Source organism: Citricoccus sp. SGAir0253, assembly GCF_005877055.1.
GTDB lineage: Bacteria > Actinomycetota > Actinomycetes > Actinomycetales > Micrococcaceae > Citricoccus.
Window position 1 is genome coordinate 1,692,005 of the sequence record NZ_CP039424.1, and the last position, 14,468, is coordinate 1,706,472.

12 protein-coding genes are annotated in these 14,468 nt (G+C 75.3%); 3 read left to right on the top strand and 9 right to left on the bottom strand.

Annotated features, from left to right (window positions below; translation table 11 throughout):
- Positions 1 to 4: 4 nt before the first annotated feature.
- Positions 5 to 2,155 carry a S9 family peptidase gene (locus tag E7744_RS07510; RefSeq protein WP_137774921.1) on the bottom strand — a complete coding sequence of 717 codons (2,151 nt, stop codon included), beginning with the start codon at positions 2,153 to 2,155 and terminating at the stop codon, positions 5 to 7.
- A gap of 41 nt (positions 2,156 to 2,196) precedes the next feature.
- Between E7744_RS07510 and E7744_RS07515 the strand changes: the two genes are divergently transcribed.
- From E7744_RS07515 to E7744_RS07525, 3 genes are all read left to right on the top strand, one after another.
- Complete coding sequence (locus tag E7744_RS07515; protein ID WP_371415327.1) at positions 2,197 to 2,724, top strand: NfeD family protein; 528 nt, start codon at positions 2,197 to 2,199, stop codon at positions 2,722 to 2,724.
- 58 nt (positions 2,725 to 2,782) lie between these two features.
- Positions 2,783 to 3,943 (top strand): SPFH domain-containing protein, encoded by a 1,161-nt coding sequence (locus tag E7744_RS07520; RefSeq protein WP_137773586.1) that lies wholly within the window; start codon positions 2,783 to 2,785, stop codon positions 3,941 to 3,943.
- A 99-nt stretch (positions 3,944 to 4,042) separates the two neighbouring features.
- Positions 4,043 to 4,390 carry an RNA polymerase-binding protein RbpA gene (locus E7744_RS07525; protein ID WP_137773587.1) on the top strand — a complete coding sequence of 116 codons (348 nt, stop codon included), beginning with the start codon at positions 4,043 to 4,045 and terminating at the stop codon, positions 4,388 to 4,390.
- A gap of 97 nt (positions 4,391 to 4,487) precedes the next feature.
- Here the strand turns inward: E7744_RS07525 and E7744_RS07530 are convergent, their stop codons facing one another.
- The 8 genes from E7744_RS07530 to E7744_RS07565 all read right to left on the bottom strand — a co-directional run bounded on the left by E7744_RS07530 (position 4,488) and on the right by E7744_RS07565 (position 14,403).
- On the bottom strand, positions 4,488 to 5,219 hold the full coding sequence (locus E7744_RS07530) for a polyprenol monophosphomannose synthase (RefSeq protein ID WP_137773588.1): 732 nt from the start codon (positions 5,217 to 5,219) through the stop codon (positions 4,488 to 4,490).
- 122 nt (positions 5,220 to 5,341) lie between these two features.
- Complete coding sequence (locus E7744_RS07535; protein ID WP_137773589.1) at positions 5,342 to 6,499, bottom strand: amidohydrolase family protein; 1,158 nt, start codon at positions 6,497 to 6,499, stop codon at positions 5,342 to 5,344.
- Complete coding sequence (locus E7744_RS07540) at positions 6,496 to 9,579, bottom strand: RNA helicase (protein ID WP_137773590.1); 3,084 nt, start codon at positions 9,577 to 9,579, stop codon at positions 6,496 to 6,498. The genes E7744_RS07535 and E7744_RS07540 overlap by 4 nt, the downstream gene beginning before the upstream one ends.
- Before the next feature lie 86 nt (positions 9,580 to 9,665).
- Positions 9,666 to 10,451 carry a twin-arginine translocase subunit TatC gene (gene tatC / locus E7744_RS07545; RefSeq protein ID WP_371415394.1) on the bottom strand — a complete coding sequence of 262 codons (786 nt, stop codon included), beginning with the start codon at positions 10,449 to 10,451 and terminating at the stop codon, positions 9,666 to 9,668.
- Positions 10,452 to 10,541: 90 nt separating this feature from the next.
- A complete protein-coding gene (tatA, locus tag E7744_RS07550) occupies positions 10,542 to 10,811 on the bottom strand; it encodes a Sec-independent protein translocase subunit TatA (RefSeq protein ID WP_137773592.1) in 270 nt (89 codons plus the stop codon).
- Between the two features lie 31 nt (positions 10,812 to 10,842).
- A complete protein-coding gene (locus E7744_RS07555) occupies positions 10,843 to 12,909 on the bottom strand; it encodes a YafY family protein (protein WP_137773593.1) in 2,067 nt (688 codons plus the stop codon).
- Between the two features lie 7 nt (positions 12,910 to 12,916).
- Positions 12,917 to 13,312 carry an FKBP-type peptidyl-prolyl cis-trans isomerase gene (locus E7744_RS07560; RefSeq protein ID WP_137773594.1) on the bottom strand — a complete coding sequence of 132 codons (396 nt, stop codon included), beginning with the start codon at positions 13,310 to 13,312 and terminating at the stop codon, positions 12,917 to 12,919.
- A gap of 71 nt (positions 13,313 to 13,383) precedes the next feature.
- A complete protein-coding gene (locus E7744_RS07565) occupies positions 13,384 to 14,403 on the bottom strand; it encodes an FKBP-type peptidyl-prolyl cis-trans isomerase (protein WP_137773595.1) in 1,020 nt (339 codons plus the stop codon).
- Positions 14,404 to 14,468 lie beyond the last annotated feature (65 nt).

Below are 14,468 nucleotides of genomic sequence, written 5' to 3' on the forward strand. Positions count from 1 at the left end.
TTCCTCAGCCGCGCCGCCGGTCCACCGGAAGGTGCCGGTCCCACCAGCGCAGCACGTGCTCGAAGCGCGCCCGGCGGTGCCACGGGGTCCCGGAACGGGACAGCTCGTGGTCCTCGCCCGGGAAGACGAGCAGCTCGGCCTCCACCCCGCGCGCCCACAGCCCCTGGTAGTACCGCTGGGCGTGCTCGATCGGGCAGCGCAGGTCCTGTTCCGAGTGGATGACCAGGGTGGGGGTGCGCACGCCGTCCACGTGCCGCATCGGGTTCTGCGCGCGCACCTGCTCCGGGTCGGTGCCGAAGTACTGCGGCGTGAAGAACCAGCCGATGTCGCTCGAGCCCAGGGCCGAGTCCGGGTCCAGGAAGCCGCGCTCGACGATCGCCGCGGTGAAGCGGTGGTCGTGGGCGGTGATCCAGGCGCTCATGTAGCCCCCGTAGGACCCGCCCATGATGCCCAGCCGCTGTCCGTCCAGCTCGCCGGTGCCGGCGGCGCCGAACTCCGCCAGCGCGCCGTCGAGGAAGCCCAGCAGGTCCTCGCGGTCCACGGTGCCCAGCCGGCCGCGGATCGCGGCCCCGTGCGCCGCCCCGTAGCCGTTCGAGCCGCGGGGGTTGCACATGACCACGGCGTACCCGGCCGCCACGAGCACCTGCGTCTCGTCGAACCAGGACCACGTGTACTGCGCGTAGGGGCCGCCGTGGACGGTCAGCAGCACCGGGTGCGGGCCCGGGCCCGGCGGCACGAAGACCCAGCCGTGCACGGCGCCGCCGTCCACGGGGTACTCCCGTTCCCGGCCGGCCACGGGCGCCAGCTCCTCGCGCCAGGAGGCGTTGGGGTCGAACAGCGCGGTCAGCCCCGTGCCCCGGTGCTGGAGGCCGACGACGCCCGGGGACTGCTCCGTCGTGTAGGACACCGCCAGCGTGCCCCCGGCCTCCGACGCCCCCCGCACCTCGCCGCGGCCGTCCACGAGGACCTCGGGGTGGCCGTGGTGGGACATCCACACCAGCACGGTGCGGCCGCGGTGCTCGGCCAGCGCCAGCACGTTGTCCTGCCCGGAGGGCTGCAGCGGGCCGGCGGAGCAGTCCATCGACTCCGGGTCCGTGAGCAGGCGGGGCTCGAGGGTGGGCGCCGGGCGCTCCCAGCCCGTGGTCGCGTCCCGCACGGCGGTGGGCGCCGGCACGGCGTGGACTCCCGTGTTGGCGGCCACGAACTCCAGCCCGGTCGCGCCCAGGCGCACCCCCTGCAGGTACAGCCACTCGCCGTTGCGGGACACGCACGGCGCCGAGAAGGACACCTCCGCGGCGGTGCCGCCGGCCACGAGGCGGACCGCGCCGTCGTCGGGGTGCGCCGGGTCCGCGGTCCGGGCGTCCACCATCGCGACGGCGGTGCGCAGGTCCAGTCCGGACCCGGCCGCCGGGGTGGTGGTGAAGAAGACGTGGCGGCAGTCCGCGGCGTACACCGGGTCGGTGGCCTCCCGCTCGCCGCCGGTGAGCTGCCGGGCGGGCGGCACGGCCGCGTCGTGCCGGGCCGTGCTGCCGGCGCGGCCGACGTCCTCGCCGGCCGGCGCCACGGCACGGCCGCGCGGGGCGAACACGGGCTCGGCGTCGGCGTCCGGCACCGGGAGCTCGAACAGCTGGGCGCGCTGGTCCACGGTGTAGCCGCGGCCGTTGACGCGGTGGTCCGGGCCCGTGAGCAGCCGCGGGTCCTCCTGCCCGGGCCCCACGTCGGCCAGGGTGCCGTAGCGGCCCGGCTCCGGGACGGGGGCGCTGAACACGATCCAGGCCGAGTCCGGCGACCAGTTGAACTGCCTGACGCCGAGGGGGCGGTCGGTGACCACGCGCGCCTCGCCACCGGCCAGGGGCAGGATCGCGAGCTGGGGCGCCGAGTCCGCCGGGGAGCCGCCGTCGCCGGAGCCGGGGGCCGGCGCGCGCAGGAAGGCCACGAGGCGTCCGTCCGGGGAGACGCGGGGGGACGAGTCCCGGTAGCCGCGGGTGAGCCGCCGCGGCGGCGCGGAACGGTCCGTGGCGACGAGCCACAGCTGGCCGGTGTAGCCGTCCGTGGCGAAGTCCGGCCTCGTGGTGGCCACCACGAGGCGGCGCCCGTCCGGGGTGAGGGTGGGCACGCCGGTCGTCGTGATGAGGTCGAGCTGCTCTGGTCGCATGTCCATAACCTACGTTGTCGGATGCGGGGTGAGGAGGCAGGATGGGGGCAGGACGCAGCCGGCGGGAGGCCACGATGCTCGAGTGGGTGGGGGACAACCTCTGGGCCCTGTGGCTGGCCCTGGCCGTCGTCTTCGCGGTGGTCGAGGTCTTCGTCCTGGACCTCGTGTTCCTCATGCTCGCCGCCGGGGCGGCCGCCGCCCTCGCCGCCGCCCTCGCCGGCGGGGAGACCTGGCTGCAGATCACCCTGTTCTCCGCCGTCTCCCTGCTCATGCTCGCGGCCGTGCGCCCCACGGCCCTGCGGCACCTGCGGAAGGGACCACCGGACCAGCTGACCAACGTCGACACCCTGCCCGGCCGGACGGCGATCGTCCTCGAGGACACCGGCGCGACCGCCGGACTCGCCAAGGTGGACGGCGAGACGTGGACCGCCCGCTCGGCCACGGGGGCCGTGATCCCGGCCGGGGCCGAGGCGGAGGTCGACCGCGTGGAGGGGGCCACGCTCGTCATCCACCCGCGGCCGGTCATCGACTGGGAGTCCGGCGCCCCCGGACTGCCCGGCGGCGCCTGAGCCGCCCGCAGCATCCACACCAGCAGGCGGCCGCAGGCCGCAGGAGGGAGCACCGTCCGTGGAAACCATCATCGTGCTCGCCGTGGTCGCCGTCCTGGTGGCCATCGTGCTCATCCGGGCCGTCCGGATCGTCCCCCAGGCGCGGGCCGGCATCGTGGAGCGGCTCGGCAAGTACCAGCGCACCCAGGGGGCCGGGCTCACGCTCATGGTGCCGTTCATCGACCGGATGCGCCCGCTCATGGACATGCGCGAGCAGGTCGTGTCCTTCCCGCCGCAGCCGGTCATCACGGAGGACAACCTCGTGGTGTCCATCGACACGGTGGTCTACTTCCAGGTCACCGACGCGAAGGCCGCGACCTACGAGATCAACAACTACATCCACGCCGTGGAGCAGCTCACCACCACCACCCTGCGCAACGTGGTGGGCGGCATGAACCTCGAGGCGGCCCTGACCAGCCGCGACTCGATCAACAACCAGCTGCGCGGCGTCCTGGACGAGGCCACCGGCAAGTGGGGGCTGCGGGTCTCCCGCGTGGAGCTCAAGGCGATCGACCCGCCCCACTCGATCCAGGACTCGATGGAGAAGCAGATGCGCGCCGAGCGCGACCGCCGCGCTGCCATCCTCACCGCCGAGGGCACCAAGCAGGCCGAGATCCTCACGGCCGAGGGCGAGCGGCAGGCGGCGATCCTCGCGGCGGAGGGTGACGCGCAGGCGCGGATCCTGCGCGCCAACGCCGAGGCGGAGGCGATCCACGTGGTGTTCGAAGCCATCCACGAGGGACGCCCGGACCCGGAGCTGCTCGCCTACCAGTACCTGCAGGTGCTCCCGAGGATCGCCGAGGGCGAGGCGAACAAGCTGTGGGTGATCCCCGCGGAGTTCACGGAGGCGCTGGGACGGATGGGCGCGGCCTTCGCCGGGCCGTCCGGGGGTCCCGGCGCGGGGGCGGACGACGGCGGCCGGGACCGCGGAGGCACGGACCCCGCCGGCCCGGGCCGGCCGCGACCGGAGCGCGATCCCCTGCCCACGACCGCCGCCGCGCTGGGCGAGTCCGGCCGGGGCGTTCCCCTGGCCGACACCCCCCTCGAGGAGGCCCTCGCGCCGCCTCCCCTGCCCGGCGAGGAGCCGTCCGAGACCGCCGAGCGGGCCCTGAGGGCCGCCACGGAGCCGGCCGCGGACCCGGCCCCCGGCGCGGCCGGCGGGAACAAAGACGCTCCCTGAGGCGTTGGCATCCCCGGAGCAGGACCCCCACCCCCGGCCGACCGGTAGACTGGTGGGTCGACGTCGTACCGCCCCACGAGGGGGCCGGAAGGAGACCGAATGAGCGATCGCAGCCTGCGGGGCATGCGCTTGGGCGCCCAGTCCATGGAGTCCGAGGCGGGAGTGGAGCCCGCTCCGCGCCAGCGGGTGGAGTACCGCACCGAGGACGGCGAGCAGGTCTTCGTGATCTTCGCCACCGACGCGGAGATCCCCCCGACCTGGACCTCGAAGACCGGCAAGGAGGCGTTCCTGGTCGACGGCGAGAAGCCGGACGAGAGCGACGCCAAGCCGGTCCGCACCCACTGGGACATGCTGCTGGAGCGCCGCAGCATCGAGGAGCTCGAGGAGACCCTCGAGGGCCAGCTCAACAAGCTGCGCGAACGCCGCGGCGAGAAGACGGGCGGCTGACCCGGCCGCTCCGCACCCCCCGACGCACGAGACGCCCGCATCCGACCGGATGCGGGCGTCTCGTGCGTCCGGGCGGGGACGCCGGGGGCGAGGTGGGTCAGAGGCCCAGCCGGCCCTTCAGGATCGACCAGCGGGCGGCCAGGCCCCAGCGCGTCACGGAGGCGACCGCCTCGGTGACGATGTTCCCGCTCATCTTGGACTCCCCGTACTCGCGCTCCACGAAGGTGATCGGCACCTCCACGATGCGCTTGCCGAGCCGGGCGGTGCGGAAGGTCATGTCCACCTGGAAGCCGTACCCCTTGGACTGGACGTCGTCGAGGTCGATCGCGCGGAGGGTGTCCGCGCGGTAGGCGCGGTAGCCCGCCGTGACGTCGGTGAGCTTCAGGCCGAGCATGATGCGCGGGTACAGCGAGCCGCACGCGGAGATCAGCTTGCGGTGGGCCGGCCAGTTGACCATCTTGCCCCCGGGCACCCGGCGGGAGCCGATGACGAGGTCGGCCCCGTCCACGGCCTCGAGCAGGCGCGGCAGCTGCTCGGGCTGGTGCGAGCCGTCCGCGTCCATCTCCACGAGCACGTCGTAGCCGCGCTCGAGCCCCCAGTGGAACCCGGCGATGTACGCCCCGCCGAGGCCGTTCTTCTGGGTCCGGTGCAGCACGTGGACCTGGGGGTCGGAGGCGGCCGCGCGGTCGGCCCACTCCCCCGTGTCGTCCGGCGAGGCGTCGTCCACCACGAGCACGTCGGACTCCGGCACGGCCACGCGCAGCCGGTCGAGCGTGCGGGGCAGGGACTCGATCTCGTTGTACGTGGGGATGATCGTGAGCGTGCGCATGCTGGGGTGGTTCCTCCGGGTCGTCCGTGGGCATCGGCGGTCAGGTAGCAGTCAAGTATAGGGGGGCGCTCCGGTCCGGCCCGGGCGCCCGCGGTCGGGTCGCGCGGGGCCGGACCGGCGGGTCAGGGGCGCTCCAGCGGGGCGTCGGCGGAGCGGTACAGCACCTCGCCGTCCACCACGGTGGCCAGGCAACGCGGGGCGGCGGTGCCCTCCTCGAGCACGGGCAGGAGGGGCGTGCCGGCCCGGGCGTCGGTGCTCCAGGCGGCCACGCGGCCGTCCGGGGCCTGCACGCTGAGGGCCTCGGTGGCCCACAGCGCGAAGGTGGCCGGGGCCGAGGGCGCGAGGCGGCCGGCCGCGGCGTGGGCGCCCGCGGCGGCCGCGGGCAGGGCGCGCAGCCCGGCGCGCGTGGCCGCGGCGAAGCCGGCCCGCGCGGAGATCCGCTGGGCGGGGTCCTCGTGCTCGAGGCAGGCGCGGATGCCCGCCCACGGGTCCGCCCCGTCGGCGCCGGTGCCGCTGCCCAGCGCCACCGGCACGCCCGCCGCGAGCAGGGAGGCCACGGGGGACGCAACGCGCCCGCCGGGAGCGGGGGCCACCGTGACGGAGGCGCTGGTGCGGGCGAGCACCGCCACGGCCTCCGGGTCCACCGGGCCGTTCCACGCCACGCGGTGGCGGGCCCGGCCGGTCGCGGCAGGGCCCTGCGCCTCCTCGGCGGCCTTCAGGGCGGAGACGACGGCGGCGAGGGCGTCGCCGTCCCGCGGGAGCAGGTAGGCCTGGACTCCCGCCGCGGTGGCGGCGGCGAGGAAGCCGGTGGTCCGCGCCGCGTCCAGCCCCTCCGGCCCCACGACGGCGGCCAGGCCGGCCATCGGCCCGGCTCCCCCGGCGTCCCGCGGGGACGGCACGACGGCGGCGGCCGCCTCCTCGGCCGAGGACGGCACGCGGTCCGGTCCCACGGCCGGGTAGCACACCGTGCGGTCGCCCGCGCGGTGCGCACCGGCCAGCGCGTCGTCCGGACCGGGGCCGCCGACGGTGGCGGACAGGAACACGCCATGGGCCGCGGGGGCGCCCGGGCCGGCGCCCGGGGCCAGGGAGTCCACGAAGGCCGGGGCCACGAGGGCGCCGTCGAGGTCCACGACCTCCCAGCCCGCCCCGGAGCGGGAAAGCATCTGCGCGGCCGTGTCATCGGCCCCCACCCAGGCGATCGACCCGCCGTCCACGAGCATCGCCGTGGCGTAGGGATCGGCCGTGGAGTGGAGGGTGCCGTTGACGTAGAGGGTGCTCATCCGTCCAGCGTATCCACACTGGAGTACGCCACCACGCCGCGCCGGACGAGATCCACGGCACGCTGGCACTGCCGCGGCAGCCCGGGGTGCCCCGGGACCTTGGAGAGCTGGTCGAGCAGGTCGATGACCTGCCGGGCCCAGCGCACGAAGTCCCCGGGGGCCAGGTCGGTGCCCTTGAGCGCGTCCCGCAGGTTCCGGCCCCGCGCCCAGCGGTGGATCGGCCAGACGAGGCCCGGATCGGGCTCGGGGGTCGGCTCGAGCTGGGCTGCGCGCTCGGCCAGCTGCAGCTCGTACCAGTGCCCGGCGGCCTGCTCCAGCACGTGCTGCAGCCGGGCGCTGGGCATCTGCGGCACGCCGACGGACTCGTCCCCCTTCGCCTGGTAGACGAGCAGGGCGGCCAGGCCCGCGAGCTCCTCCGGGTCCAAGTCGCGCGCGAGCCCGTCCTCCAGCAGCAGCGAGGTCAGCAGGTCCCGCTCGCCGTAGATGCGCCGCAGGGTCTGCCCCGCGGGCGTCACGCCCGGTGCCGCGTCCGTCCCGGACACCGCGCCGGCCTCCGCCGCGGCGGCGTCCACGTAGCCGTACGTGGCCAGCAGCCCGACGAGGCGGTCGAAGGCGCGGGCGATGGTGTTCGTCCGCCCGGCGATGCGAGCCGAGAGCTGGTCCACCTCCCGGCGCAGCCGCCACCACCGCTCCGCCCAGCGGGCGTGCTCCTCGCGGTCCTTGCACCCGTGGCAGGGGTGGCGCTCCAGCTGCCGGCGCAGCTCCTCCACCCGCTCGGCGGAGCCCTCGTCCCGGAACCGGAACCCCGCCGGCGTGCGCCCCCCGGGGGCCGGCCGGTGCTCCCGCACCGCCGCGCGCATGGCGGCGGCGATGTCCTTGCGCTGCGTGGGCGTCTTGACCTGGATGTTCTGGGGCAACCGGGCCCCGGCCACCGGGTCCACGGGCTCGTCCACGTCCTCCGCGCTGATCCGGCGCAGCTGGGCCTGCTCGGTGATCACGCCCACGCGGGGATTGGCGGGGTTGCCGGCCGGGAACACCACGACGGCGGTGCCCAGCCGGCGCGGTCCGCGCACCTCGATGACGTCCCCGGGCTGCAGGCCCGCGAGCGACTCGCGCACCGCGCGCTGCCGGGCGCGGTGGCGTCCTTTCGAGGAGTCCTTCTCCGCCTCGGAGAGCTCCTTGCGCAGCCGCGCGTATTCCGTGAAGTCCCCGAGGTGGCACGTCATCGACCGCTCGTAGCCGGCGAGGGACTCCTCGCGGCTGCGCACCTCGCGGGCGAGGCCCACGACCGAGCGGTCGGCCTGGAACTGCGCGAAGGAGGACTCGAGGATGGACCGGGACCGCTCGAGCCCGAACTGCGCGATGAGGTTGACGGACATGTTGTACGTCGGCCGGAAGGAGGAGTTGAGCGGGTAGGTGCGGCGCGAGGCCAGGCCGGCGACGGCGGCCGGGTCCAGCCCCGGGCGCCACAGGACCACGGCGTGTCCCTCAACGTCGATGCCGCGCCGGCCGGCGCGGCCCGTGAGCTGGGTGTACTCCCCCGCCGTGATGTTCACGTGCGCCTCGCCGTTGAACTTCTCGAGCTTCTCGATGACCACGGTGCGCGCGGGCATGTTCACCCCGAGCGCCAGGGTCTCGGTGGCGAACACGACCTTGACGAGGCCGGCGCCGAAGAGCTGTTCCACGACCTCCTTGAACGGCGGCAGCATCCCGGCGTGGTGCGCGGCGAAGCCGCGGGACAGCCCGTCCCGCCAGCCCCAGAACCCCAGCACGTCCAGGTCCTCGGGCGGCAGGGACTGCGCGGCCTCGTCCACCACGGCCTGGATGCGCTGCTTCTCCCCCGGCGTGGTGAGGTCGAGCCCGGCCCACAGGCACTGCTCGACCGCGCCGTCGCAGCCGGCCCGGGAGAACACGAAGGTGATGCACGGCAGCAGGCCCTCGCGCTCCAGCGACCTGACCATGCCCGGGCGCGAGACGCGCAGGTCCCGCCCCGCGCCCACGCCCGGTGCCTCGTGCCGGCCCCCGGCCGGTCCGGGACCGCCGGAACCGCCGCCGCCGTACCGGGTGGTGGTCGCCTCCTCCCGGCGCCCCGCGGCCGGGGCGCCGGCGCCACGCCCGCCCCGGCCACCCGAGCGGGGGCCACCGCGGCCCCGGCCCCGGGGCCCGCCGCCGCGCCCGCCGCGGGCCGGGCCGCGGCCCGGTCGGCCCCAGTCGCTGCGCTCCTCGCGGCGGCGCTGGTCCTCGGCGAGCCGGGCGAGCTCGGGGTTGAGCACGAGCTGGCCGGACCCGGGCGCGGGGCCGCCGTCGGGCCCCTCCGGCTCCCCGGGGTCCCGCACGGGGGTGTCCGGGCCGATCTCGTCGAAGGCCACCTCCGTGGCGAACAGGTCGTACAGCTGCGTCCCGGCCATCACGTACTGCCACAGGGGCACGGGCCGGTGCTCGGAGACCACCACGGCGGTGGACCCGCGCACCGTGTCCAGCCAGGCGCCGAACTCCTCGGCGTTGGACACGGTGGCCGAGAGGGAGACCAGCTGCACGTGCTCGGGCAGGTGGATGATGACCTCCTCCCACACGGCGCCGCGAAAGCGGTCGGCGAGGTAGTGCACCTCGTCCATCACCACGTAGCCGAGGTTCGCGAGCGTGTCCGAGTCGGCGTAGAGCATGTTGCGCAGCACCTCGGTGGTCATCACGACGACCTCGGCATGGGAGTTGACGGCCGTGTCCCCGGTGAGCAGCCCCACCCGCTCCGCGCCGTAGGTGGCCACGAGGTCCTGGTACTTCTGGTTGCTCAGGGCCTTGATGGGGGTCGTGTAGAACGCCTTCTGACCGGCCGCCAGGGCCAGGTGGATGGCGAACTCGCCCACCACGGTCTTGCCCGCGCCGGTGGGGGCGGCCACGAGCACGCCGTTGCCGGCCTCCAGCTCGCGGCACGCCTCGAGCTGGAAGGGGTCCAGGGGGAAGCCGAGGGTCGCGGTGAAGCGCCCCAGCTCCGTCCTCGCCTCGGCCGCGCGGCGCCGGGCGGCGGCGTAGCGCTCCGCGGGGCTCGGCTGGCCGGTGGTGTCGTCCGCGGTAGGTGCCATGGGGTCAGCCTAGGACATCGTGCCGCGGCCCGGACGGGCGGCGTACCCGGGGGCGCGCCGCGGCACCGCCCGGCGCGGCGGCCGGCTCAGAGCTCGGACAGCGGGGTGGGCCCGGAGCCCAGGTAGTCCTCGGTCTCGCGGTCCTCGCGCGCCCGCCGCCGCGCGCGGCGCCGGTCGTTGAGCAGGCAGACCACGATCGCCACGCCGAACAGCAGCACGAGCGGGACGGCGAGGTAGAACATCGTCATCGCGTCGGAGCCCGGCGCGGCGAGGGCCGCGACCAGGGCGATGAGGAACACCGTGATGCGCCAGTGGCGGATGATCTGCCGGCCCGGCAGCACGCCGAGCAGGTTGAGCCCCACCAGCACGACCGGCAGCACGAGCGCCGCCCCGAAGGCGAGGAACAGGCGCAGCACGAAGGGGATGTAGACGTCCGCGGTGATGACGTTGGCCGTGCCCTCCGGGGAGAGCCCGACGAAGAACTGGACGGCCTCCGGCAGCACGAGCCAGCCGAGCGCCACGCCGAGGACGAACAGCGGGACGGCGGCGGCGATGAAGCCCAGCGCGTACCGCTTCTCCTGCTTCCTCAGGCCGGGCACCACGAAGGCCCACAGCTGGTAGAGCCAGACGGGGCTGGAGATCACCAGGCCGATGAACAGGGCCACCTGCAGCATGATGTCGAAGGGCTGGCCGACGGCGCTGAAGGAGACGGTGACGATCCGCCCGCCCTGCGAGAGCCGGTGGACCGGGTCGATGAGGGCGGAGAAGAACGGCTGGTAGACGAGGAAGCCGGCGACGGTGCCGAGCAGGAGCCCGACCCCGGCGATGATGAGCCGGTTGCGCAGCTCCCGCAGGTGGTCCTTGAGGGGCATCTGCCCGTCCGGGTTCGCCTTGCGGGCGGCCCGGGCGCGCGGTCGGCGGCCGGCCTGGGGGGCGGTCGACATGGAGGCGGCGCCGCCCGGCTACTGCTGGTCGGTGGTGCCGGTCGTCCGGCCCTTGCGCGGGGTGTCGGCCGCGTCGTCGACGACGCGGCCCTCGACGGCCCCGGAGCCGTCGCGGGGGGTGCCCTGGGCGTTGGCGCCCTCGTCCTTCATCTGCTTGACCTCGGACTTGAAGATGCGCATCGACTGGCCGAGGTTGCGCGCCATGGCGGGCAGCTTCGGGGCGGCGAAGAGCAGCACCACGAGGGCGATGATGATGACGAGCTGCCATCCCTGGAGTCCGGCGAACATGGGGACGTCCTTTCGATTGACCGGTAGAAGTCTACGGCATCCCGGCGGCCGGCTCCGCGTCCGCGACGCCGTGGCCGGCCCGGGCCTCGGCCACCCAGGCGGTCACCGAGTCCACGAGCCAGTCCGGGGACAGCACGCGGAACTCCCCGCCGTGGCGGGCCGCCTGCGCGCGGGCGTAGTCGGCCGAGGCCAGGCGCACCTCGGCCACCACCGAGCCGTCCGCCAGCACCGCGGTCCGCTCGGGACGGAAGCCCTCGGCCAGGTCGCGGATGCGGTGGGCGAAGAGCACGTGCGCGGTCAGCTCGGTGCCGCGGGGCATGAACAGGGGCCCGTCGAGGGCCACCGCCCGGCCGGAGTGGACCTCCCCCGTCTCGCGCACGGCGGCGATGCGGTCGATGCGGAAGTTGCGCAGGCCGTCCTGCTGGCGGCACCACGCCTGGAGGTAGCCGTGGCCGCCCTCGGTGGTGATCCGCAGCGGCTCGACCTCCCGGACGGACTGCTCGTCCCGGCCCGCGGCGTGGTAGGTGATCTCCAGCACCCGCCGGTCGCGGGCCGCGGAGTGCAGGCGGCCGGCGAGGGCGGCGTGCGGGCCGAAGTCGAAGCGGGCGACGATCCCGTCGGCCGCGCGGGCGACCTCCGGTCCGGAGGCGGCCACGATCTTCTCCAGCGCGGTCCGGGCGGCCGACCGCTCGGACTCCGCCAGCCCGGGGATGCCCGCCGAGGCGCGCAGCCCCACCACCAGCGCGCCGGCCTCCGGCACGCTCAGCCGCAGCGGTCCGGAGAGGTCCTCGGCCTGCGTGATGCGCACCAGGCCGTCCTCGTCCAGGACGTCGAACTGCTCGCCGGCGAAGTAGCGCTCCGGCATGCCGCAGAAGCGCAGCTCGTCCAGGACCTGGTCGAGCTCCCGCGAGGAGACCTCCAGCCGGTCCGCCAGCTCGGCGCGGCTCATGGCCCCGCGCTGGTTGATCAGGCCGATGACGTCCACCATGGTGGCCACGCGGTCCCGGTCGCTGCGGCGGTTGCGGGTGCGCCGTGGTTCGGTGAGCTCGTACTCGGGCACCGGGAGCCGATGGGCCGCCAGGGCGCCGTCGAGCAGGCGCACGACGGCGTCCAGCACCCCGGGCGAGGAGTCCGGGACGCGGGCGGCGGGGCCGGCCGCGGCGACGGTCCCGGCCAGCTCCGCCGGCCGCGTGTACTCCAGGACGACGCGGTCCCAGCCGTCCGGGGTCCGCCCGGCGGGCTCGGCGCCCAGGCGCAGCGGGACCGCGCGGCCGGGGCGGAGGTGGAGGGTCACGGTGGCCGGTTCCCGCTCCCCGGAGACCAGGGCGTGCACGGGCCCCAGGTCCAGGTCCGCGGGGCGCGCCGGTGCCGGACGGCCGCCCGCGGCCACGGCCTGGGGCTCGGACTCCATCCGGGTCAGCCGGAACGTGCGCTGGTCCTGCCGGTCCAGGTCCCAGCCGATGAGGTACCAGACCCCCGTCGGGTTGGTCAGCGCCCAGGCCCGTACGGTGCGCCGTTCGGGGTGCCGGGCGCCGGCGGTGCGGTAGCGGAAGGCGACGACGGACTGGGCCCGCACCGCGTCCCCGAGGGCCGTCAGGGTGCGGTCCGCGTCCGCCAGCCGGGCCCCGAAGGACTCGTGGTCGGAGGCCGAGGTGGCGGCGAGCCAGTCCTCGCCGGCGTCGAGCCGGGCGAGGGCCCGGACCACGGCCCGGTCGACGTCCGAGCCCTGCCACGCAGAGCGGGCGCGCATGAGCGCCAGCCGCTCGGCGTTCGTGAAGTCGACGTGTGGCAGGTACATCCCGTCCTGGTCGATGCGGTAGCGCACCTCGTCCGGCTGCTCCGTCCGGTCGGCGCCCTCGGCCGGGGCCGCGGAGGTCTCCAGCGGGATCCCGATGTCCTTGAGCACCTCCTTGTCCCGCGAGAACATGCGCTCGAAGGCCTGCTCGGACGGCGCGGCGGCGTAGCCGTCCACGTAGCGGCGCAGGTAGTCCCGCGTCACGCCCGTGCGGCGGTGGGTGAGCAGCAGCCAGAGCAGGGAGACGATGCGTTCCGGGGCGGGCACCCTCGCGCCCGCCCCGGTCCCGGGCGACTCCGTCACGGCCCGGTCAGCGGACGTCGACGAGGTCCACGACGAAGATCAGGGTCTCCCCCGGGCCGATCTCGGCCCCGGCCCCGCGGTCGCCGTAGGCCAGGTGCGGCGGGATCTCCAGGCGGCGCCGGCCGCCCGGCCTCATGCCGATCAGCCCGTCGTCCCAGCCCTTGATGACCTGGCCCACGCCCACGGTGAACGGCAGCGGCTGGCCGCGGTTCCACGAGGCGTCGAACTCGGCGCCCGTGGACCAGGCGACGCCGACGTAGTGGCACTCGACGTTGTCGCCGGGCTGGACGGCCGGGCCGGAGCCCTCGATCAGGTCCTCGACGACGAGGTCCTGGGGCGGGTTCTCCCCCGGGAACTCGATCTCGGGACGGGAGCGGTCGTAGTTGCGCTGTCCGAAGGACATGGGCGAGTTCCTTCCATCTGGGGTGCCGTGCGGGGTGGTCGTCCGGCCATCCTACTGAAGGCCGGGGGCGCCTACTCGGAGGCGGCCGGGGACGGCTCGGCGGGGGCCTCGGCGGACCCGGAGGGCTCGGGCTGCTGGGCGGGCGGCATCGCGTGGAGGATGTCCACCACGAACACCATGGTCTCCTCCTGCAGCTCGTGGCCCTTCGAGTCGCCGTAGCCCAGCTCCGGCGGGACCACGAGCATGACCTGGGACCCGACCTTCTGCCCCTCGAGGCCCTGGGACCAGCCCTTGACGACCTGGTCGAGGGTGGTCCCGAACAGCTGGTCACGCGACCACGAGGAGTCGAACTCCTTGCCGTCCGACCACTTCACGCCCTTGTACTGGAGGGTGACGTAGTCCTGCGCGCCGACCTCCGGCCCGTCGCCCTGCCGCAGCGGCTGGACGACGAGCTTCCCGGGGGCCTGGCCCTCCGGCGTGGCGATCGAGGGCTCGCCCGTCTCCTCGTCGAGGGTCACGGCCGGCAGCGCGGGGTCGACGTCCTCGACCGGCTCGCCGGTGGCGCGCGCCGGCGTCGTCCCGGCGATGCGGAAGACCATGAGCTGGTCGGTGGCGCCCTGCCCGAGCTTCTCGGACGGCATGAAGAAGGCGACCTCGGCGCCGACGCGGTTCTGGTCGATCATGTTGTACAGGACGTCGTTGCCCTGCTTGAGGGAGTCGGTGAGGTGGACGGCCTCGGAGCCCTGCGTGAAGTTGTCGGCCGTGACCTCGCCCGTGGCCGGGTCCACCACGGCGGTCTGCACGAGCGCCACCTCCCCCGGCTCGATCTCCTCGCCCTCGCCCTCCTTCAGGACGCGGGCGGAGACCTCGGTGGCCTCGATCTCCCCGTCCACGGACACCTCGGGCGAGCCGTCCTCGGCCACGGTCAGGGACACCGGGGCCAGGGCCTCCTTGTCCCCGGCGCCGCGGGCCTCGGGCTGGGCGCAGCCGGCCAGCAGGAGGGCGCCGGCCAGGGCCAGGCCGAGGGGCGCCAGGGCGCGGCTGCGGCGCGGGGCGGGACGGGACGGGACGCGGGGGGTGAAGCCGGGCATGGGATCCTTCGGTAGTGCCGGGGGGGCCGTGGCGGGGGCGCGCGCGGGCCGGGGGCCGGGTGGCG